General features: G+C 73.9%; 19 protein-coding genes. 15 read left to right on the top strand and 4 right to left on the bottom strand.

From position 1 onward, the window contains the following. Nucleotides 1-68 precede the first annotated feature (68 nt). Both AB0D46_RS24270 and AB0D46_RS24265 read left to right on the top strand, forming a co-directional pair. Complete coding sequence (locus tag AB0D46_RS24270) at nucleotides 69-614, top strand: acetyl-CoA sensor PanZ family protein (RefSeq protein WP_362880361.1); 546 nt, start codon at nucleotides 69-71, stop codon at nucleotides 612-614. Nucleotides 615-979: 365 nt separating this feature from the next. Continuing rightward, nucleotides 980-2,335 carry a hypothetical protein gene (locus tag AB0D46_RS24265; protein WP_362880359.1) on the top strand — a complete coding sequence of 452 codons (1,356 nt, stop codon included), beginning with the start codon at nucleotides 980-982 and terminating at the stop codon, nucleotides 2,333-2,335. Nucleotides 2,336-2,553: 218 nt separating this feature from the next. Here the strand turns inward: AB0D46_RS24265 and AB0D46_RS24260 are convergent, their stop codons facing one another. Further along, nucleotides 2,554-3,048, bottom strand: a complete 495-nt coding sequence (locus AB0D46_RS24260; protein ID WP_362880357.1) for a very short patch repair endonuclease — start codon at nucleotides 3,046-3,048, stop codon at nucleotides 2,554-2,556. A 141-nt stretch (nucleotides 3,049-3,189) separates the two neighbouring features. Further along, nucleotides 3,190-4,188: an SEC-C metal-binding domain-containing protein gene (locus tag AB0D46_RS24255; RefSeq protein WP_362880355.1), complete on the bottom strand. Its 999-nt coding sequence runs from the start codon at nucleotides 4,186-4,188 to the stop codon at nucleotides 3,190-3,192. A 56-nt stretch (nucleotides 4,189-4,244) separates the two neighbouring features. Here AB0D46_RS24255 and AB0D46_RS24250 point away from each other — a divergent pair, with 56 nt between their 5' ends. The 3 genes from AB0D46_RS24250 (at nucleotide 4,245) to AB0D46_RS24240 (ending at nucleotide 6,469) form a co-directional block, all read left to right on the top strand. Beyond that, the gene (locus AB0D46_RS24250) at nucleotides 4,245-5,123 is read left to right on the top strand and encodes a class E sortase (RefSeq protein WP_362880353.1); all 879 of its coding nucleotides are present in this window, start codon (nucleotides 4,245-4,247) and stop codon (nucleotides 5,121-5,123) included. 149 nt (nucleotides 5,124-5,272) lie between these two features. Then, complete coding sequence (locus AB0D46_RS24245) at nucleotides 5,273-5,473, top strand: hypothetical protein (protein ID WP_362880352.1); 201 nt, start codon at nucleotides 5,273-5,275, stop codon at nucleotides 5,471-5,473. A 138-nt stretch (nucleotides 5,474-5,611) separates the two neighbouring features. Next, nucleotides 5,612-6,469, top strand: coding sequence for a fumarylacetoacetate hydrolase family protein (locus tag AB0D46_RS24240; protein ID WP_362880350.1), 858 nt, complete (start codon nucleotides 5,612-5,614; stop codon nucleotides 6,467-6,469). 70 nt (nucleotides 6,470-6,539) lie between these two features. On the opposite strand, the gene AB0D46_RS24235 is transcribed toward AB0D46_RS24240, so the two are convergent. Beyond that, nucleotides 6,540-7,820: an ALF repeat-containing protein gene (locus AB0D46_RS24235; protein WP_362880348.1), complete on the bottom strand. Its 1,281-nt coding sequence runs from the start codon at nucleotides 7,818-7,820 to the stop codon at nucleotides 6,540-6,542. A 129-nt stretch (nucleotides 7,821-7,949) separates the two neighbouring features. Further along, nucleotides 7,950-9,047: a Gfo/Idh/MocA family oxidoreductase gene (locus AB0D46_RS24230; RefSeq protein ID WP_362880346.1), complete on the bottom strand. Its 1,098-nt coding sequence runs from the start codon at nucleotides 9,045-9,047 to the stop codon at nucleotides 7,950-7,952. A 55-nt stretch (nucleotides 9,048-9,102) separates the two neighbouring features. Between AB0D46_RS24230 and AB0D46_RS24225 the strand changes: the two genes are divergently transcribed. The 10 genes from AB0D46_RS24225 to AB0D46_RS24180 all read left to right on the top strand — a co-directional run bounded on the left by AB0D46_RS24225 (nucleotide 9,103) and on the right by AB0D46_RS24180 (nucleotide 19,504). After that, nucleotides 9,103-10,209: an ROK family transcriptional regulator gene (locus tag AB0D46_RS24225; protein WP_362880345.1), complete on the top strand. Its 1,107-nt coding sequence runs from the start codon at nucleotides 9,103-9,105 to the stop codon at nucleotides 10,207-10,209. Between the two features lie 194 nt (nucleotides 10,210-10,403). Next, nucleotides 10,404-11,150: a hypothetical protein gene (locus AB0D46_RS24220; RefSeq protein ID WP_362880343.1), complete on the top strand. Its 747-nt coding sequence runs from the start codon at nucleotides 10,404-10,406 to the stop codon at nucleotides 11,148-11,150. 83 nt (nucleotides 11,151-11,233) lie between these two features. Then, a complete protein-coding gene (locus AB0D46_RS24215) occupies nucleotides 11,234-12,004 on the top strand; it encodes a GntR family transcriptional regulator (protein WP_362880342.1) in 771 nt (256 codons plus the stop codon). A 158-nt stretch (nucleotides 12,005-12,162) separates the two neighbouring features. Beyond that, nucleotides 12,163-13,284: a TIGR03364 family FAD-dependent oxidoreductase gene (locus AB0D46_RS24210; protein ID WP_362880340.1), complete on the top strand. Its 1,122-nt coding sequence runs from the start codon at nucleotides 12,163-12,165 to the stop codon at nucleotides 13,282-13,284. 5 nt (nucleotides 13,285-13,289) lie between these two features. Next, nucleotides 13,290-13,985 carry a phosphonatase-like hydrolase gene (locus AB0D46_RS24205; protein ID WP_362880338.1) on the top strand — a complete coding sequence of 232 codons (696 nt, stop codon included), beginning with the start codon at nucleotides 13,290-13,292 and terminating at the stop codon, nucleotides 13,983-13,985. Continuing rightward, entirely contained in the window at nucleotides 13,982-15,031 is a 1,050-nt protein-coding gene (locus AB0D46_RS24200; protein WP_362880336.1) for an ABC transporter ATP-binding protein, read from the top strand. The genes AB0D46_RS24205 and AB0D46_RS24200 overlap by 4 nt, the downstream gene beginning before the upstream one ends. Beyond that, the gene (locus AB0D46_RS24195; protein ID WP_362880335.1) at nucleotides 15,024-15,956 is read left to right on the top strand and encodes a 2-aminoethylphosphonate ABC transporter permease subunit; all 933 of its coding nucleotides are present in this window, start codon (nucleotides 15,024-15,026) and stop codon (nucleotides 15,954-15,956) included. The genes AB0D46_RS24200 and AB0D46_RS24195 overlap by 8 nt, the downstream gene beginning before the upstream one ends. Continuing rightward, on the top strand, nucleotides 15,943-16,740 hold the full coding sequence (locus AB0D46_RS24190) for an ABC transporter permease subunit (RefSeq protein WP_362880333.1): 798 nt from the start codon (nucleotides 15,943-15,945) through the stop codon (nucleotides 16,738-16,740). Before AB0D46_RS24195 ends, AB0D46_RS24190 begins: the two co-directional genes overlap by 14 nt. A 32-nt stretch (nucleotides 16,741-16,772) precedes the next feature. Then, nucleotides 16,773-17,849 (top strand): 2-aminoethylphosphonate ABC transporter substrate-binding protein, encoded by a 1,077-nt coding sequence (locus AB0D46_RS24185; protein ID WP_362880332.1) that lies wholly within the window; start codon nucleotides 16,773-16,775, stop codon nucleotides 17,847-17,849. 134 nt (nucleotides 17,850-17,983) lie between these two features. Continuing rightward, the gene (locus AB0D46_RS24180) at nucleotides 17,984-19,504 is read left to right on the top strand and encodes an alkaline phosphatase family protein (protein ID WP_362880330.1); all 1,521 of its coding nucleotides are present in this window, start codon (nucleotides 17,984-17,986) and stop codon (nucleotides 19,502-19,504) included. The last annotated feature ends 98 nt before the right edge of the window (nucleotides 19,505-19,602 follow it).

Genomic DNA, 19,602 nt, shown 5'->3' with positions numbered 1-19,602 from the left:
AACCCGGAAGGCGTAGATTCGGTCTTCCAGGGGGAAACCCGCTCAACCCACCACCAGGAGTCGACGCCTTGATCTCTTACGGACGAGCCGTCCTCGACCTCGCGGACGAGCTGGTCGACGCCTACGCGGAGGTGTTTTCCGGTCCGCCCTGGAACGAAGGTGAAGAAACCATTCGCCAGTTCTCGACCCGGCTTCAGACGGACGTCCGGCGGGCGGGGTTCCGTACGGCCTTCGCCCAGTCCGCGACCGGCATCGACGGCTTCGCGACCGGCTGGCTCACCCCGGCCCCCTTCCCGAAGAACCGCGCGTACCCGCAGGTCACCGCGCAGCTCGGCGCGGCCCGGGTCCGGGAACTCCTGGTCGGGGCGCTGGAGATCGACGAACTGGCCGTACGCGGCTACGCGCGCGGCCACGGCACCGGCCGGACCCTGCTCACCGAGATCACCGCGGACGCCCCCGAGGGGCGGGCCTGGTTGCTGACCTCCCGCCTGGCCACGGACACGGTCGCCACGTACCGCCGGCTGGGCTGGCGCGAGGTCCCGGCGCTGCCGGGCACGGAGACGGGCGTGATCGTCTTCCTCTCCCCGACCCACCCGAGCCAACTGAATCCCTGAGCCTCCCCTCCGGCGCCCCCTCGGGCCCGGGGTACGGACCGAGGTGCTCGGTACGGGCGCCCGGGCCGCCGACCTGCCCGGTTGACGCGGTCGGCCCGGTTCGTTCGGCCTGCTGGGCCGGTTCGGCCGCCTCGGCTGGTTCGGCCTGCTTGGCCTCGTCGGCGTGCTCGGCCGGTCCGGCCGGTTCGGCGTGCTCGGCGTGCTCGGCCGGTCCGAGGTGGGTGTACCGCCCGGCTCGGCCGCCGGACCCGGCCTACCTGCCGGGACGGGCGGGGGCGCGTGCGTCGGGCTGTGGGCGGTCGCCTCGCGCCCGGAAGCGGGCGGGCGGGCGGTACACCCGGCCCGGGGTGGGGCATACCCGGGCCATGATCACAGCGCAGAGGAATCCCGCCGGTCCGACGCCCGCACCCGGTGACGGCCCCGCCCAGAAGCCCCCGACCGGGCAGGCCGCCGTTCTGGAGCCGGTCGGCGGACGGGCCGTCGTCGCGAAGCCCCCGACCGGGCCGCCGACCGCCGGGCCGCCCACCGCCCTGCCCGGCACCGTCCGGTCGTCCACCGCTCGGCCCGGCACCATCCGGCCGTCCACCGTCCAGCCCGGCACCGCCCTGCCCGGCACCGTCCAGCCGCCCACCGCCCTGCCCGGCACCGTCCAGCCGCCCACCGCTCGGCCCGGCACCGTCCGGTCGTCCACCGCTCGGCCCGGTGCGCGGGCCTCCGGGCGTTTCGGCGCCGTGCGTGTGGCCCGGCGGCAGCACGGGCTCGCCACCCGGCATCAGCTCACCGCCGCGGGCGTGCCCGGCGGCACGATCGCGTCCCGGACTCGCCCCGGCGGGCCCTGGCAACGCCTGTTGCCCCGCGTGTACCTCCTGCAGACGGGTCCCCCGGACCCCCGCCGGCGCGCGCTGGCCGCCGTCCTCTACGCGGCCGAAGCCACCGCCGACCCGCTCTCCGGCGACACGGCCGTCCTCACCGGCGGCGCCGCCCTCGCCCTCCTCGGCATCCGCGACACCCCGACCAGCCCGGCCGACGTCCTGATCCGCGCGCCGCGCCGGCTCGCCGCCGCCCCCGGGGTCCGGACCCGGGCCACGTCCCGCTGGCCGCGCACGATGACCGTGTCCGGCGTACCCACGGCCCGCCCGGTGCGCGCCGCCGCCGACTTCGCCGCCCGGACGGAACCGGGTGCGCCCCCCGACCGGATCCGCTCCGTCCTCGCCCAGGTCGTCCAGGCCGGCTGGTGCCACCCGCACGACCTGCACGCCGAACTGCGGGCCTCCCGACTCCTGCACCGCCCCGCGGTCCGCGCCGCCGCCGCGGAACTGCTGGCCGGGGTCCGGTCGGTCGCGGAGGGCCGGGCGCGCGACACCCTGGAGGCCACCGACCTCCCGACCCCCCTCTGGAACGCCCGGCTCCACACCTCGGACGGCGCCTTCCTGGCCAGCCCGGACGCCTACTGGCCCGACGAGGGCGTGGCCCTGGAGGTCGACTCGGCGGAGTACCACTACACCCGTGACGCCTGGCAGGCCACGCTGCGCCGCCGCCTGCGTCTGGAGTCCCACGGCATCCTCGTGGTCAGCGCGACCCCGTCGATGCTCCGTGACACCCCGGCGGAGGTCCTCGCGGCGCTGCGGGCCCTCCTCGCCCTCGCCGGGTCCCGCCCGACCCCGCCCACGGCCCGGGCCCGATGCCACCAACAGCTCACGCTCTTTCCGGCGAAGGGGTAGGCCGTCTCCTTCGGATCTTCCCCGCCCCGCGTCGTCCGCTACCGCGGCTCCGCGCGTGGTCGGAGCGCCCGAGTACCCCCGTACACGGGGGCCCTCCGCCTTCGGACCACGCCTTCGGACCACGGCACCGGGCCACGGCACCGGGCCACGCGGGCCCGACCGGCGGGATCCGAACGGGACGGCCCGGTCCGTCCGGAGTCCGGCCCCCGCGCCGGAGGTCAATCCCGCTTAGGGGCGGGCCCGTTCCCCTCGGTGGGGGGCGTACGACGCGCCGGGGCTTCGGGTGCGGTGCGTTGGGGCGTCGCCGCGGACCGGGTCGCGATGACCCGCGCCGCCACCGCCTCGGCCCGTTCGTGCTCCCAGAACCGGAGCACCGTCCAACCGGCCGACGTCAGCTGCTCGTTCGTCTCGCGGTCCCGCGCCATGTTGCGTTCGAGCTTCTCGCGCCACCACTCGGCGTTGGCCTTCGGCCGCGTCGCGTGCTGCGGGCAACCGTGCCAGAAGCAACCGTCCAGGAAGACGGCGACCTTCGCTCCGGGGAAGGCGATGTCGATGCTGCGGCGCGGCATCCCCGGCACCTTCACCTGGAGCCGGTAGCGCAGTCCCGCCGCGTGGAGCAGCTTGCGGACGGCCATCTCCGGCGAGGTGTTCCGTACGGACTGTCGGCTCATCCGGGCGGAGACGGCGGCGGAGGAGGGCTCGATCGGGAGCATCGCGGTTCCTCCCCGCTCGCCGGTGGTCGTGGGGGACGGGTGCGGCCCCTGGAGCCGATGGTACGGAACGGCGCCGACAGCGCCGGACGGCCCGACCGGCCCCCTCCGCGCACGGCGGGGGCCCGCGAGGTCCCGGCGGGGTCAGGACAGCCCGTGGCACTCCGCGTAGGGCTTGGTCGAGCCGCACCAGCAGGGCGCCGTGGCGCCGGGCGGCCAGGTGGTGGCCTTGCCGCGGGCGGCGAGCGTGGTGGCGTACTCGGCCAGCAGGGAGGGGGAGGCCGGGGAGGTCTTCTCCGAGGCGGCGAAGGCCTCGTACGAGGGGACGCTGCCGGTGACGATGCCGAGGTTGGTCGTGCCCGACGCGGCGAGGGCGCGGAGGGAGGCCTCGATGGCGGTCAGGTGCGTCGCGTGGGAGGGGTACTCCGCCGCGAGCGTCGGGTACGAGGTGAGGAGCTCGGCGAGTTCGCGCTGGGGCCAGTGCAGGATGGCCACGGGGAAGGGCCGGGAGAGGGCGGCGCGGCGGTCGCCCAGTTCGGCCCGCAGACGGGCGATCTCGGCGCGGAGTTCGGCCGGGTCGTCGGAGCCGAGGGCCCAGATGCGCTTCGGGTCGTGGAGTTCGTCGAGCGGGATCGGGCCGACGTGACGGGTGTCGGCGACCATGTCCCGTTCGTCGTGCGGGAGCCCGAGCAGCCGGCGGACCCGGTGGCGGCCCGTGAGCAGTGCGGTGGTGGCCGGGGTGAGGGGGGTGTCCTCCGAGGTCAGCAGGGTCGCGGCCTCGGTGAAGCAGTCGTGCGAGGCTTCCAGCTCGTCGTGGGCTTCGAGGGTTTCCGCGATCACCTCCCAGGGGGCCGGGTCCGCGGGGGCGGCGGTCCGGATGCCGGAGATCAGGGCGCGGGCCTCGGCCTCGTGGCCGTACTCCCACAGGTTCGCGGCCTGCAGGGCCTTGATCAGGTGCGGGTCGGCGGGTGAGGCGGAGAGGAGTTGGTCGTAGAGGGCGCTCGCCCGGTCCCGTGCGTCGGCCAGTTCGAGGTGGGCGGCGGCCTGGAGGAGCAACGGCTCCTGGTCCTCGGGGTATCGGGTCGCCGTGCGGATGAGGCGCTCGGCTTCGGCAATGTGCTCTGCAGGCGTGTCGGGGCGCATGGTTCACACCGTACTGCCGCTGGTCAGTTGAGGGGGGAGGACTTAAGGTGCGGCCCGTGCGGGATCACATACGTGTGGTGGTGCAGGGCGGCGGCCGGCGCGGGCGCGGGGTCCGTCTCGCACGGCTGTTGTGGGCGGCCGCGGAGGTGGTGACCACGCTGGGCGTGGTGGTGGCGTTGCTGGTGGTGCACCAGGTGTGGTGGACGAACCGGCAGGCCGCTGCCGCCGCGCAGGAACGGGTCCAGGCGCTGGAGCGGGCCTGGCAGGGGGACGGCGCGGAGGCGGGCGCGGAGACGGGTTCGGGCGACACCGGCGTCTCCGACGGGTCCGTGGGGTCCGTGGGGTCCGTGGGGTCCGCGCCGGGGGGCGGCTCGTCCCCGGCCGCCGAGGTCACCGGGTCCCCGACGGGCGCCGCGCCGGTGTCCCCGTCCGCGGGGTCGGCGGAGGGGGCCTCCACCGCGCCCCGGCCGAAGCCCGCGCCGACGCCCGCGCGGGACGAGGCGTACGCCGTGCTGCGCGTTCCGCGCCTCGGCCTCGCCGTTCCCGTCGCGCAGGGGATCGACAAGCGGGCCGTGCTGGACAAGGGGTACGTCGGCCAGTACCCGGGGACCGCGCGGCCCGGCGAGCGGGGCAACTTCGCGCTGGCGGGGCACCGCAACACGCACGGGGAGCCGTTCCGGTACGTCAACAGGCTCCGTCCCGGGGACGAGTTGTACGTCGACGTGCGCGGCCGACGCTGGACGTACGTGGTCGGGCAGGTGCTGAACGAGACCACCGAGCGGGACACCGGGGTGATCGCACCGGTGCCGCGCAGCGCGGTGCGGCCCGAGTACGGCTACAGCCGGCCGGACGCGTACATCACGCTCACCACCTGCACGCCCGAGTACAGCTCCAAGTACCGCTTGGTGGTGTGGGGGACCCTCAAGTCGGCTTAGGCCCGACGGCAGGCCTGGGATGGGCCGGGTGCGTCCGAAATGGGTGAAGCGTCCGCAGGTGCTGTGGCTGGGGGTGCCCTTCGTGCTGTTCCTCGGGGTGCTGCCGCTGGTGAACCGGATCGGGCCGCGGCCGGGCGGGGTGCCGTTTCGTGCTGCTGTTCGTCCCGATGCTGCTCGGCATGGCCGCGCTGTTCGTGGTGCCGCTCGCCGCCGGGCCGTACCTGCTGACCACCACCGCCTGGTCGGTGGTGGAGCGGGCCTGGCTCCACTACCGCAAGGACCGTGCGGCGGCGGTATCCACCGGTGGGGGCGCCGCGCCGAGCGCGCCGGCGGCGTTCGGTGAGCGGTAGGGGCGTTCCAGTCCGTGAACAGGGTCTTGCGGATGGGGCGGTCATCTTGGAGGATCAACCAATCCTCCGATGGCCGCAACCCATCGGCCGGCCCCGGCATGCCCCGGGCCGACCACCCACGACCACGGGAGAATGCCCATGAAGCTGCTGCGTGTCGGACCCGTCGGGTCGGAGCGCCCCGCGCTGCTCGACCAGGACGGCGCCCTGCGTGACCTGTCCGGCCTGATCACGGATGTGGACGGCGACCTGCTGGCCGACGACTCCGCGCTGTCCCGGGTACGGGACGCCGTGGCGGCGGGCGAGCTCCCGGTCCTCGACGCGGAGGGGCTGCGCGTCGGCTCCCCGGTCGGCCGGATCGGCAAGATCGTGGGCATCGGGCTCAACTACCACGGCCACGCGGCGGAGGTCGGCGCCGAGGCGCCGCCGGAACCGATCGTCTTCCTGAAGGCCCCGGACACCGTGGTCGGCCCGGACGACACCGTGCTGATCCCGCGCGGCAGCGTGAAGACCGACTGGGAGGCCGAGCTCGGCGTCGTCATCGGTGCCACCGCCCGCTACCTGGGCTCCGCCGAAGAGGGCCTCGCCCACGTCGCCGGCTACCTGCTGGCGAACGACGTCACGGAGCGCGCCTTCCAGACGGAGCGCGGCGGCACCTGGGACAAGGGCAAGAACTGCGAGACCTTCACCCCGCTGGGCCCCTGGTTGGTCACCGCGGACGAGGTCCCGGACCCGCAGGTGCTGGACGTACGCCTGTGGGTGAACGGCGAGCTGAAGCAGGACGGCCACACCTCGGACCAGATCTTCGCGGTCGGCGAGGTCGTGCGGTACCTGAGCCACTTCATGACCCTGTACCCGGGCGACGTCATCGTCACGGGCACGCCGGCGGGCGTGGCGGCCGGACAGCCGGAGCCGAAGCCGTTCCTGCGGGCCGGTGACGTCGTCGAGGTGGAGATCGAGGGCCTCGGACGTCAGCGCCAGGAGTTCAAGAGCGCCTGACCCACGGCACGGCGAAGGGGCGGACCGCCGGTGCGGTCCGCCCCTTCGGTGTCCCCGTGGGTGGTGCCGATCAGCCCTCGCCGGTCGTGCGACGGCGGCGGTTGGCGATCACCAGGCCGGCGCCGGCGGCGAGGGTCGCGGCGGCCGCGCCCCCGATCAGGACGTTCTCGGAACCGGCGCCCGTGTTCGCGAGCGGGCCGGAGCCGGTGCTGCCCGCCGGCGTCACGTTCCCGTTCCCGATGGTGCCGGTCGTTCCCGTGGTGCCGGTGGTGCTGGTGGTGCCGGTCGTTCCCGTGGTGCCAGTGGTGCCGGTGGTCCCGGCCGTCCCGGTCGTCCCGGTGGTCCCGGTCGTCCCGGTGGTCCCGGTCGTGCCGGTGGTCCCGGCCGTGCCGGTCGTCCCCGTGCCGCCGGTCTGGCCCCCGGTGGCCCTGTCCTTGGCACGCGCCTCGTGCCGGCCGGTCCGCAGGAACGCCGTCCGGTCCTCGGCGGTGCCCTTGAGGGCGGCGAGGGCGGCCTTCTTCAACTCGGGGCCGGCGCCCGTCACCATCGCGGAGATGAGGACGCTGTTGTCGTCGTCGCGCAGCACGTGCTGCGTGGTCTTGACGAACTCGCGCAGCTGCTCGGGCTTCGGGTTGCCTTCGAGGAGCTTGATGATGCCTCCCTTGAGGCCCGGCCCCGCGTCCTTCAGCATCCCGAGCACGGCGACCCGGTCGTCCTCCGCGCGGACCGCGTGCTGGCCGGTCGCGACGAAGGCGCGGATCTCCTCGGGCGTGCCCTTGGCGAGCAGCTCGTCGGCGGCCTTCGTGATGCCCTTGCCGGCGCCGTTGATCATGCGGGCGATCTCGACGCGGTCGTCGGCGTACCGGGCCTTGTGCTGCCCGGTCGTCAGGAACGCCGTGATCGCCTCGCGGGTGTTGACGTTGAGGGTCTCGTCGGCCGCCGCCCGCACGGCCCGGCCGCCCGCCTCGCCGATCGCGGCGACGCGTACGCGGTCGTCCTCCAGCTGCAGCTGCGGCAGCTCGACCGTCAGGAACTGCCGCATCTGAGCGGCCGTTCCCTTGGAGGCCTTCTCGGCGGCCTCGCGGATGTCCCGGCTGGTGGCCGGGTTCTTGAGGATCGTGTCGATCAGGGCCCGGTCCGTCACCGCCTGCGGGTCCTCGGCGGGGGTGGTCGTGGTGCCGCCCTGGGCGGCCTCCGGGGCCGCGTCGGGCACCGTCGACGCGGACCCGGCGTTCGTCGCCGGCGCGGAGTCGGCGGCGAACGCGGGCGAGGACAGCAGGACGGCCGGGGCCATCGCGGCGGTGGCCACGACGCTTGCGATCCGGGGCAGTTTCACTTCAGGGAATTCCATTCTTCACACGTGTGATGATCGACAACCTGTGAAGAATATGTCGATCACTTCTTCCGAAGCGTCGATTTCACGCCGAACCCGCGCCCGGCCCGGTCCGGTTGCGGGTCCGGTTGCCGTCCGGGCGGCCCGTCAAAGGTTTACGGCGACGCCCTCCGCCGACGACCGCCGCGCCGCCTCCAGTACTTCCAGGCACCGCGCCGCCTCGTGCGCGGTGACCGGGGCCGGTCCGCCCGAGCGCAGCGCGGCCGCGACCGCCGCGTAGTACGCGGGGTAGTCGCCCGCCGCGGTGGGCACCGGGAGGCCGCCGCCGGTCAGCGGGGACTCGCCGGAACCGAGTCGCCCCCACAGGTGCTCGGGCTCCTCGCCCCACGGCCGGTCCTCGTCGCCGGGGCGCAGGCCCTCGCGCAGGGCGGCCTCCTGGGGGTCCAGGCCGTACTTGACCCAGCCCGCCCGGGAGCCGAGGACCCTGAACCGCGGTCCCAGCTGGGCGGTGGTCGCGCTGACGTGCAGGTGCGAGCGGACGCCGTTCGCGTGCGTGAGCGCGATGAAGGTGTCGTCGTCCGCCTCGGCGCCCGGGCGCCGCACGTCGGCTTCCGCGTAGACCCGCACGGCCGGCCCGAACAGGACGAGGGCCTGGTCCACGACGTGGCTGCCGAGGTCGTACAGCAGGCCGCCGATCTCCTCCGGCGCCCCGGACTCGCGCCAGCCGCCCTTGAGCTGCGGGCGCCAGCGCTCGAAGCGGGACTCGAAGCGCAGCACCTCGCCGAGGTCGCTGGCGTCCAGGAGCCGGCGCAGGGTGAGGAAGTCGTTGTCCCAGCGGCGGTTCTGGAAGACGGACAGGAAGGTGCCGGTCCGGTCGGCGAGGGCGGCGAGTTCGCGGGCCTCGGCCGCGGTGGCGGCGAGCGGCTTGTCGACGACCACCGGCAGACCCGCCGTGAGCGCGGCGGTGGCGAGCGGCACGTGCGTCTTGTTCGGGGAGGCGATGACGACGAGGTCCGGGGCGTCCTCGCCGCCCGCGCGGGCCCACACCTCGTCGGCGGACGCGGCGAGCCGGACCTCGGGGAAGGCCTCGCGGACCTGGCCCTGCCGGCCCGCGTCGGAGGTGACGACCGTGTCGAGGACCAGGCCCTCGGTCGCGGTCACCAGGGGGGCGTGGAACACGGAACCGGCGAGTCCGTAGCCGACGAGGGCGACGCGCAGCGGGGCGGTGGGGGAGGCGGTGTTCATGCGACCACTTTGGCAACACTGTTGCGCAAGTGCAAGGAGGGTGGACAATGGGCAGGTGAACAGGGGTGACGGGGCCGGTCGTGGCGGGGTGAACCTACCCGCGCTGCGCGGGCACAACGAGGCGGTGCTGTTGGGGTTGCTGCGCGCCGCCGGGCCGCCCGGTCTCGGCCGCGCCGAACTCGCGGGTGCCGCGGGGCTCACCCCGCAGGCCGTCAGCAAGATCACGGCCCGGCTGGCCGCGGACGGCCTGGTGGCCGACGCCGGCCGGGTCCCCTCCACCGGCGGCAAGCCGCGCACGCTGCTGCGGCTGGTCCCCGGCGCCCGGCACGCGGTCGGCGTCCACCTGGACCGCGACGAGCTGAGTGCCGTACGGGTCGACCTGGCCGGGAGCGTCGTCGCGCGGTGGAGCGCCCCGCTGGACTTCGGGGCGGGCCCCGAGGCGGTCGTGGACGCGGTCGCGGCGGCCGTCGTGCGGGTCTCCGAGCGGGCGGGAGCGCACCCGCCGCTCGGGGTGGGCGTCGCGGCGCCCGGGCCGTTGGACTGGCGCACCGGGGTCATGGGCCGGGTGACCGGGTTCCCGAACTGGGCGGGGTTCCCGTTGCGGGAGGTGCTGGCGGGGCGGCTGGGGCTGCCGGTGGTGCTGGACAAGGACACCAACGCCGCCGTCGCGGCAGGGGGTCCGGGCGGGCCGGGCGCGGGCACGTCGGTGTACCTGCACGTCGGCACCGGGCTCGGTGCCGGGCTGCGGCTGGACGGGGAGATCCACCGGGGCGCGCGGTCGGCGGCGGGCGAGTTCGGGCACCAGGTGCTGCTGCTGGACGGCCCGCCCTGCCGGTGCGGGGGGCGGGGCTGCCTGGAGGCGCTCTGCCTGGACGCGGTGGCCCGCGGGGACCTGCCGCAAGCGGCCAGGATCCTGGGGGAGGGCGCGGCGAACCTGGTCGCGCTGCTCGACATCGACCGGGTGCTGCTGGGCGGCCGGGTCGTGGACGCCGCTCCGGACGTGTTCGTCACCGGGGTGCGGACCGCGCTGGCGGCCCGCCCCCTCACCGACACGCCCCCGCCGACGGTGGCGCCGGCCCCGGGCGGCATCGCGGAGGGCGCCGCGGAACTGGCCCTGACCCCGCTGTACGTCCACCCGTCCGCGCCGGTGGACGGGGGCTGACAGGGCGTGCCGCCCCCCTGACGTGCGCGAACGGGCCCGTGCTTGACCCGGTGCGCCGATCGGGCGTAAACCGGGAGGGCTCACGCGCGGCTCCCGGCAAGGGGTCGCGCGCGCGTGCAAGGGTGCGGACAAGGCCGGGGTGATTGTCACCTCGTCCTATCATCGTCCCGTCCGGCGAGCAGCGAAGGTCTTCCATGCGACTGCGCAAAGCCCTTGCCCTCACCGCCGTCCTGCTCGTCTCCGCCGCGCCCTCCGCCGTGGCGGACGTCGGCACCGGCGGCGGCGCCCACGCCGCCCCGGCGCTCCCCTCGCGGGCACTGGCCAGCTGTGGTGACGGCAAGGGCGCCGCCTTCCCGATCGGGGCCCGGATCCGTGGCGGCCCGGCCGTCTACCGGGCCGGTGGCGGGGCGCAGACCTGGCTGCTGGACCTCACGAACACCACCGGGGGCGTATGCACCGCGATCCACCCCGTCGTCGTGTTCACGGACAAGGCGCGGGCCCTGCGCCCCGCCCACCTGCGGATGGAGTTCGACTCCCCGGGCGGCTCCCACCCCGTCAGCCTGGAGCGCACCGACCGCGACGAGATCATCGCCGTGTTCGACGGTGGCGACGCCTTCTCCGGGTTCTCCGTCGGCGCGGGCGGCTCGATCACCGTCACCGTCCGGCTCGCCTTCGCCGAGGAGGCCCCCCACGGCGAGGTCGTCGCGGACGCCGCCCTCGTCCAGCGCAAGGGCGACCACGGAGACGACGGCGACTGGGTCGGGGAGGCCGGCGGCTACCGGTTCGAGGTGGAGGGGCCGCAGGATCCCGCCGAGGCGGGCGCGCTCGCGCACACCGGGCCCCGCGACCGGGCGTACGGGACCGGCGCCCTCGTCGCGCTCACCGCCGGCGGCGTCCTGCTCCTGGGCGCCCGCCGACTCCGCGCGCCCCGCCCCCGCTGAGGCCCCGCTCCGACGAGCCCCGCCCGGCCGCCGCACCCCACAGGCGGCGATCTCCGTACATCTGCCCCACGTACAGTCCCCACGTGGAAGAACAGACCCAGCGGCACCAGCACCTCCCGGGCCGGCCCGTGCGCTCCGGCATCCCCGAGCACGGCCGGATCCCCAAGTACTACGCCGTCAAGGCGCTGATCGCCGATCTGCTCGACGAGCTCGGCGAAGGCGGCGCGCTGCCCACCGAGCGCGATCTCGCGGAGCGCTACGCGGTGTCCCGCGAGACCGTACGCCAGGCCCTGCGCGAGTTGCTGCTGGAAGGCCGGCTGCGCCGGGCGGGGCGCGGGACGGTCGTCGCCGGACCCAAACTGGAGCAGCCGCTCTCCCTCGCCAGCTACACCGAAGGGGTGCGCCGCCAGGGCCGCCGCCCGGGCCGCAACCTGATCGGGCTGGAACGCTTCCCCTGCCCGGACGGACTCGCCGCCGGCATCGGCGCGCGGGCGGGGGAGCCCGTCTGGCACCTGGAGCGGGTGCTGCTCGCCGACGACGAGCGCGTCGGCCTGGAGAGCACGTACATCCGGGTCGCCCGCGCGCCCCGCCTCGACGTCGATTTCCAGCCCGACTCCTCCTTCTACGGGTACCTCCGCGACGGTCTCGGAATCGCCTTCGGCGAGGCCGACGAGAAGCTGGAGACCGTCCTCGCGACCCCCCGCGAAGCCCTCCTCATCGGCACCCCGCCGGCTCTGCCGATGCTGCTCATCCACCGGTTCTCGCGGGACGGGCAGGGCGGGCCGCTGGAGCGGGTGCGTTCCCTCTACCGTGGCGACCGGTTCAGCTTCACGACGCGCCTGCGCCCCGAATAGCGCGCAGCGGACGCCCCGCACACCCGGCAATCAGCACCAAACGGGGCGACTATACATCACGGAACGGTAACGGGTCTGGTCCAAGCGTCGGGGGCTGTTCACCGTCCCGACGCCGACCGGACCCTCTCGGGTCACCGGCCCCGGCCACCTTGGACGGCGTGAGAGTCATAGTCGTCGGAGGCGGCGTGGTCGGCACCATGCACGCCTGGCAAGCAGTCGAACGCGGCCACGAGGTCGTCCAGATCGAGCGAGAAGCGGAGGCACGCGGCGCGTCACTGCGCAATTTCGGCCAGATATGGGTCAGCGGACGGGCCGGGGGCGAGGAGCTCGACACCGCCCTGCGGGCCCGCGAGCTCTGGGAACGGATCGGCGCACGGGTGCCCGGACTGGGCTTTCGCGCCATCGGTTCCCTCACCCCCGTCCGGGGCGCCCGCGAGCACGCGGTGGCGCGGGCGGCGGTCGCCCGCCCCGACGCCGCCGCCCGCGGCTACCGACTGGTCACCGCCGCCGAGGCGCGGAAGATCAACCCGGCCCTGCGCGGGGACTTCGAGGCGGCCCTGTGGTGCGAGCGGGACGCGGCCGTCGAGCCGCGCACCGCGCAGCTCCACCTCCACGAGGCCCTGCGGGCGTCCGGTCGGTACACCTTCCTCACCAGCCGCGAGGTCCGCGAGGTCGTCGGACCCGGGGCCGTCCGCGACGACCACGGTGACGTCCACCGCGGCGAAGCGGTCGTCCTCGCCACCGGCGCCTGGCTGTCCGGCCTGGTCCGCGAGCTGGTCCCCGACCTGCCGGTGCGCCGGGTCCGCCTCCAGATGATGCAGACCGCCCCGCTCGGCGAGCCCCTGACCACCTCGGTCGCCGACGCGGACAGCTTCCGCTACTACCCCGCCTACGCGTCCCCGGCACTCGACGCGCTCAACGCCGGGCAGCCGCAGGAACCGGTCGCCGCCGCGCACCGGATGCAACTCCTCATGGTCCAGCGCCAGGACGGCGGACTGACCATCGGCGACACCCACGAGTACGAGCACCCCTTCGCCTTCGACACCCTCGAAGACCCCTACGAGCACGTCGCCGCGGTCGCCGAGTCCTTCCTGGGCCGCCCGCTGCCCAAGATCCGCCACCGCTGGGCGGGCGTCTACGCCCAGTGCACCGACACCACCCGCGTCGTCCACCGCCAACAGGTGGCCGACGGCGTGTGGCTGGTGACCGGACCCGGGGGGCGCGGGATGACCTGCTCGCCCGCCATGGCCGAGACCACCGCGAACGAACTGGGCTGGTGACCGACATGACCGATGCCAACAAGCTGATCGTCCTCGACATGGCCGGCACCACCGTCGCCGACGGCGGCCTCGTGGAACGCGCCTTCGAACGCGCCGCCGAAGCCCTCGGCGTCGAGCCCGGCGGCGCCAACCACGCCGGCAAGCTCCAGTACGTCCGCGACACCATGGGCGAGTCGAAGATCTCGGTCTTCCGGCGGCTCTTCGGTACGGAGGAACTCGCCCGCCGCGCCAACTCCGCCTTCGAGCAGGCCTACGCGGAACTCGTCGACGGCGGCCTCATCGCCCCGATCCCCGGCGCCCACGAGGCCGTCGAGAAGCTCCGCGCCGACGGCCGCACCGTCGTCCTGACCACGGGCTTCGCCCGCGTCACCCAGGACGCCATCCTCGACGCCCTGGGCTGGCGGGACCTCGCCGACCTCACCCTGTGCCCCGCCGACGCGGGCGGCCGCGGCCGCCCCTACCCGGACATGGTGCTCGCCGCGTTCCTGCGCACCGGCGCAGCCGACGACGTACGCGCGACGGTCGTCGCCGGGGACACCGCGTACGACATGCTCAGCGGCCGGCGCGCCGGAGCGGGCACCGTCGCCGGCGTCCTGACCGGCGCCCACGACCGGGCGACGCTCACCGCGAACGGCGCCACCCACGTCCTGGACTCCATCGCCGAACTCCCCGCCCTGCTGGCACGGGAGCCCGGGGCGTGAGCGGCATCCGCTTCGACTCCGTCTCGGTCGCCTACGGCGGGAACACCGTCCTGGACTCCCTCGACCTGACCGTCGAGCCGGGCGAGGTCATGGCCCTGCTGGGGCCCTCCGGCTCCGGCAAGACCACGGCGCTGCGCGCGGTCGCCGGCTTCGTACGGCCCGCCGCCGGCCGGATCCTGATCGGCGGCCGGGACGTCACCGCGCTGCCCCCGCACCGACGCGGCATCGGCATGGTCGTCCAGCAGTACGCGCTGTTCCCGCACATGCGGGTCGCGGAGAACGTCGCCTTCGGCCTCAAGGCGCAGAAGGCCCCCAGGGCCGGGATCCCCGAACGGGTCGCCGAGGCCCTGGAGATGACCGGGATGGGCGCCTACGCCGAGCGCTACCCGCGCGAACTGTCCGGCGGCCAGCAGCAGCGGGTGGCCATCGCCCGGGCGCTCGCCATCCGCCCCGGCGTGCTCCTGCTCGACGAGCCGCTCTCCGCGCTCGACGCGCAACTGCGCTCCGGGATGCTCGCCGAACTGGCCCGCCTGCACCGCGAACTGCCCGACGTGTCCATCCTGTACGTCACCCACGACCAGGTGGAGGCCCTCACCCTCGCCGACCGGATCGCCGTCATGGACCGCGCCCGGCTCCAGGACTGCGGAACCCCGCAGGAGCTGTACCGCTCCCCGCGCACCGAGTTCACCGCCTCCTTCGTCGGCAACGCCAACCTGCTGCCGGTCACCGTCGCCGACGACGGCGCCGTGTTCGAGGGCCGCGCCCTGGAACTGGACCGCGGCGGCGCCGCCCCCGGCGCCCGCGCCACCCTGTGCGTACGGCCGCACCTGCTCGGTCTCGGCGAGGGCCCCAACGCCCTGCGCGGCACCATCACCGAGGTCCAGTGGCGCGGCTCCACGCACCGGCTGTACGTGGACGTCGACGGCCACCGCGTCAAGGCCGACCTGCCCGAACTGCGCGAGACCCCGGCGCTGGGCGACGCGGTCACCCTGCACTTCGCACCGCGGGACGCGGTGCTGCTGTCCGCGGGGGTCTCCGATGGCTGAACTCGCCGGGAACCTGCGGGAACCCGCCGCCGCGACCCTGCCGACCCCGGCCGTACGGGCCGCCCCGCCCGGCCCGCCGCAGGCCCCGCCCGCCCGGCGCCCGCGCACCGTCCCGGCCTGGCTGTGGACGGCGCCGCCCCTGGCCGTGCTCGCGCTGGTCTTCCTCTACCCCCTCGCGCTGGTCGTGCAGCAGTCGCTCAGCCCCGAGAGCGGCGGCGGCGCCTTCGACGCCTACGCCTCCGTGTTCGCCTCCCGCGGTTTCCGCGAGGCCCTCGGCACCACGGTGTGGCTGGCCGTCGGAGCAACCGTCGGCTGTCTCGTCCTCGGATTCGCCCTCGCGCTGGTCATCGCCTTCGTCCCGTTCCCCGGTTCCAAGGCCGTCGCCAAGTTCATCGACGTCTTCCTCTCCTTCCCCTCCTTCCTCGTCACCCTCGCCCTGCTGTTCATCTACGGGACCGTGGGCATGGCCAACGGGGCCTGGAGCGAGCTGACCGGCGCCGCCGAGGGCCCCTTCCACTTCCTGGCCACCCCCTGGGGCGTCCTGCTCGCGGAGATCACCTATTTCACCCCGTTCGTGATGCGCCCGCTGCTCGCCGCCTTCTCCCAACTGGACACCGCACAGCTGGAAGTGGCGTCCTCCCTCGGGGCCAAGCCCGCCCGGATCGTGCGCCGGGTCATCCTGCCCGAGGCGCTGCCGGCCCTGGCGGCGGGCGGCAGCCTCGTCCTGGTCATGTGCCTCAACGAGTTCGGGATCGTGCTGTTCACCGGCGCCAAGGACGTCACGACGCTCCCGATGCTCATCTACGGCAAGGCGATCCTCGAATCCGACTACTCGGCCGCCTGCGTGGTCGCCGTCGTCAACATCGCGATCTCCGTCGGCCTGTTCGGCCTCTACCGGGTGGTGAGCAAGCGTGCTGGTGCATAGCAAGACCGGCCGCTGGGCCGCCTGGGGCCTGTTCGGCCTCCTCTTCCTGCCCCTGTTCGCCCTGCCGCTGCTCGTCGTGGTCGCCGCGTCCTTCTCCTCCCACTGGTCCGGAGCCTTCCCCTCCGGCCCGACCACCGAGAACTACGCCTCCGCGGTGCGCGGCGAATCCCTCCAGGCCCTCACCACCTCCCTGGTCACCGCCCTCGTCGCGAGCCTGCTCGCGCTCACCGTCGGCAGCTGGGCGGCACTGGCCGCCGCCGGCCTCGGCAAGCGCGGCAAGCGGTTCCTGGACGCCCTGTTCGTGCTGCCCGTCGCCGTACCGTCCGTGGTCGTCGGCCTCGCCGTGCTCGTCGCGTTCAGCAGGCCCCCGCTGCTGCTCAACGGCACGAGTTCCCTCGTGATCCTGGCCCACACCGTGCTCGTGACGGCCTTCGCGTACCAGTCCGTCTCGGCCGCGCTCGTCCGCCTCGACCCCGCCTGGGAGCAGGCCGCGGCCTCCCTCGGCGCCCGCCCCGCGTACGTCCTGTGGCGGGTCAAACTGCCCCTGCTGCTGCCGTCCCTCACCTCGGCCGCCGGGCTCTGCTTCGCCCTGTCGATGGGGGAGCTCAGCGCCACGATGATGCTCTACCCGCCGGACTGGATGCCCCTGCCCGTGCGGATCTTCACCGCCACCGACCGCGGCTCGCTCTTCAGCGGCTCCGCCGTCGCCGTGGTCCTGATAGCCACCACCCTGTCGGTGCTGCTGGCCGTCTCCCGCATCCGCACCAAAGCCTCGTACCGCTGATCCCCGACTCCCTTTCCCCGTAAGGAAGTTCCATGCCCAGCAACCGCAGCCTCCTGCGCACCGCCACCGCCGTCACCACCGGAGTCGTCCTCGCCGGCGCCCTCACCGCCTGCGGCTCCGACACCTCCGCCGACTCCTCCACCGAGGACAAGGTCGTCACCGTCTACAGCGCCGACGGCCTCAAGAGCGACAAGGGCGACGGCTGGTACGACAAGGTCTTCGCCGACTTCACCCGCAAGACCGGCATTGAGGTCAAGTACGTCGAGGGCGGCTCCGGCGAGATGGTGCAGCGCGCCGTCCGCGAGAAGACCAACACCCAGGCCGACGTCCTGATCACGCTGCCCCCCTTCATCCAGCAGGCCGACGGCAAGGGCCTCCTCCAGACGTACCAGCCCAAGGGCTCCGAGCAGGTCAACGGCGCCGACAAGGCCGCCGACGGCAAGTGGACGTCCGTCGTCAACAACTACTTCGGCTTCATCTACAACAAGAAGGAACTCACCGAGGCCCCCAAGACCTGGGAGGAGCTGCTCGACCCCAAGTACAAGGGCAAGCTCCAGTACTCCACCCCCGGCGTCGCGGGCGACGGCACCGCCGTCCTCATCAAGTCGATGCACGACTTCGGCGGCCGGGAACCCGCCATGGAGTACCTCAAGAAGCTCCAGAGCAACAACGTCGGCCCGTCCTCCTCCACCAGCAAGCTCGCGCCGAAGACCGACAAGGGCGAACTGCTCGTCGCCAACGGCGACGTCCAGATGAACTTCGCGCAGTCCAAGTCCATGCCGAACATCGGCATATGGTTCCCGGCGAAGGAGGGCGGCAAGCCCACCACCTTCGCCCTGCCCTACGCGGCCGGCCTCGTCGCCAAGGCCCCGCACACCGAGAACGGCAAGAAGCTCCTCGACCACATGCTCGGCGAGGAGGCCCAGAAGCTCGTCAGCGGAGTCGGCGGCGGCTTCCCGGCGCGCACCGACGTCAAGCCGACCGACGCCAACGCCGTCGAACTCACCAAGCTGCTGACGGGCGTCGAGGTCTTCGAACCCGACTGGGCCGACATCGACACGAACCTCACCGCCCACGTCGACGCGTGGAAGTCGGCAACCGGAAGCTGACCGGTTACTTCCTGGCCACCCCCGCCCGCAAGAGTGACCGTCGTATAACGGGTCTGGACCGGGAACCGCACCCCCGGTCGGACCCGCCGCATCCGCCTGCTCACCATGCCCCCACTTGCTCCTTGGAGGAGTACGTGTCCCCTGTCCTGTCCGGACGCACCCTCGCCGTCGCGGCCACCGCCACCGCCCTGCTCGCCACCGCTCTCGGCGCGCACACCGCGAGCGCGGCGGCGAAGGCGGCCAACACCGACAAGGTCCTCGTCATCGGCCTCGACGGCGCCGTCCTCGACCGCGTCAAGGTCGCCAACGCCCCGAACCTGAACGGCCTCATGGCCCAGGGCCTCACCGCCCGCAGCAACCTCTACGCGAACCCGATGGGCGCCACGTCCTCCGGCCCCGGCTGGTCCACCATCGCGACCGGCGTGTGGCCCGACAAGCACGGCGTGAGGGACAACTCCTTCACCGGCAAGAACTTCGCGGCCCACCCCGACTTCCTCACCCGCATCGAGAACGCCAAGCCGGCGCTCAACACGTACGCCGCCGCGGACTGGGAGCCCATCACCTCCACCGACCAGAACGGCCCCATCTTCTCCACGAAGGTCGACAAGCGGCTCTCCCTCAAGGGCGACCGCGACGGCTACCGCAACGAGGACCCGAAGATCGCCGCGGCCGCCGCCACCGAACTGCGCACCCAGAACCCGGACGCCGCCTTCGTCTACCTCGGCGAGATCGACGCGGCCGGCCACTCCTCCGGCGCCGGCAGCCAGACCTACCTCGACACCGTCGCCCGCGTCGACGTCCTGGTCGGCCAACTCCTCACCGCCGTCCAGCAGCGCCCCACCTACGCCCAGGAGAAGTGGAAGATCCTGGTCACCACCGACCACGGACACACCACCACCGGCGGCCACGGCGGCTCCAGCACCGCCGAGCGCGGCACCTTCGTCATCGCCAAGGGCGCCGGCATCCCCGCCGGCTCGGTACGCGACGACGTACGCCTGTCCGACGTCGCCGCGACCGCCCTCGCCCAGGTCGGCGTCCCGACCACCGGCCTGGACGGCGTCCCCCTCAACGCCCCCGACAACGACGCCTTCGACACGCTGCGCCCCGCCCTCCAGGCCCGCGTCGACGAGACGGGCATCCCGGCCGGCACCAAGGGCTTCACCCGTACCCCGCCCACCGGCTGGGCCGTCGACAACTCGAAGATGGGCACCGGCGGCATCACCGAGTGGGCCGGTTGGACCTTCGCCACCGACGAGTTCTGGACCCAGGCCCAGCGCGACCAGTGGCGCGAGCTGAACGTCCGCTCCCGTGACGTGTTCGCCGTCGCCGACTCCGACGAGTGGGACGACAAGAGCCACACCGGCACCTTCGACTCCACCCTGATCACCCCCAAGTGGGCCGTCACCGGCGGCGCCGCCCGCACCCTCTCCTTCCAGTCGCACTACCGCCACGAGGTCGGCCAGAGCGCCCAGGTCCTCGTCTCCTACAACGGCGGCGCCCCCACCGTCGTGAAGGGCTACACCGCCGACGCCCTCGCCAAGAGCGAGGCGATCGCCCTCCAGGTCCCGGCCGGCGCCACCGACGTCCAGGTCCGGTTCCGCTACAGCGGCAACAACAACTGGTTCTGGGCCGTCGACAACGTCACCCTCGGCTGACCATGACGGTGTCGTAGAAGAGGCGGTGTACGGAGTCGCCGTCGTTGCGGTAGTTCTTCGCGGCGTTGATGCCGCCCTGCGCGGCGATGGAGTGGGCG

The organism is Streptomyces sp. NPDC048383, from assembly GCF_040651775.1.
Taxonomy (GTDB): Bacteria; Actinomycetota; Actinomycetes; order Streptomycetales; family Streptomycetaceae; genus Streptomyces.
Note: the sequence above shows the minus strand (reverse complement) of the source record. Positions and strands in the feature narration are given on the sequence as shown.

What these genes read in the sequence shown, in the direction of transcription:
- AB0D46_RS24255 (WP_362880355.1), bottom strand. Translation starts at nt 4,188, where the DNA reads ATGCGCCCCGACACGCCTGCAGAGCACATTGCCGAAGCCGAGCGCCTC.
- AB0D46_RS24195 (WP_362880335.1), top strand. Translation starts at nt 15,024, where the DNA reads ATGGCTGAACTCGCCGGGAACCTGCGGGAACCCGCCGCCGCGACCCTG.
- AB0D46_RS24185 (WP_362880332.1), top strand. Translation starts at nt 16,773, where the DNA reads ATGCCCAGCAACCGCAGCCTCCTGCGCACCGCCACCGCCGTCACCACC.
- AB0D46_RS24220 (WP_362880343.1), top strand. Translation starts at nt 10,404, where the DNA reads ATGCGACTGCGCAAAGCCCTTGCCCTCACCGCCGTCCTGCTCGTCTCC.
- AB0D46_RS24265 (WP_362880359.1), top strand. Translation starts at nt 980, where the DNA reads ATGATCACAGCGCAGAGGAATCCCGCCGGTCCGACGCCCGCACCCGGT.
- AB0D46_RS24235 (WP_362880348.1), bottom strand. Translation starts at nt 7,820, where the DNA reads ATGGAATTCCCTGAAGTGAAACTGCCCCGGATCGCAAGCGTCGTGGCC.
- AB0D46_RS24205 (WP_362880338.1), top strand. Translation starts at nt 13,290, where the DNA reads ATGACCGATGCCAACAAGCTGATCGTCCTCGACATGGCCGGCACCACC.
- AB0D46_RS24230 (WP_362880346.1), bottom strand. Translation starts at nt 9,047, where the DNA reads ATGAACACCGCCTCCCCCACCGCCCCGCTGCGCGTCGCCCTCGTCGGC.
- AB0D46_RS24240 (WP_362880350.1), top strand. Translation starts at nt 5,612, where the DNA reads ATGAAGCTGCTGCGTGTCGGACCCGTCGGGTCGGAGCGCCCCGCGCTG.
- AB0D46_RS24260 (WP_362880357.1), bottom strand. Translation starts at nt 3,048, where the DNA reads ATGCTCCCGATCGAGCCCTCCTCCGCCGCCGTCTCCGCCCGGATGAGC.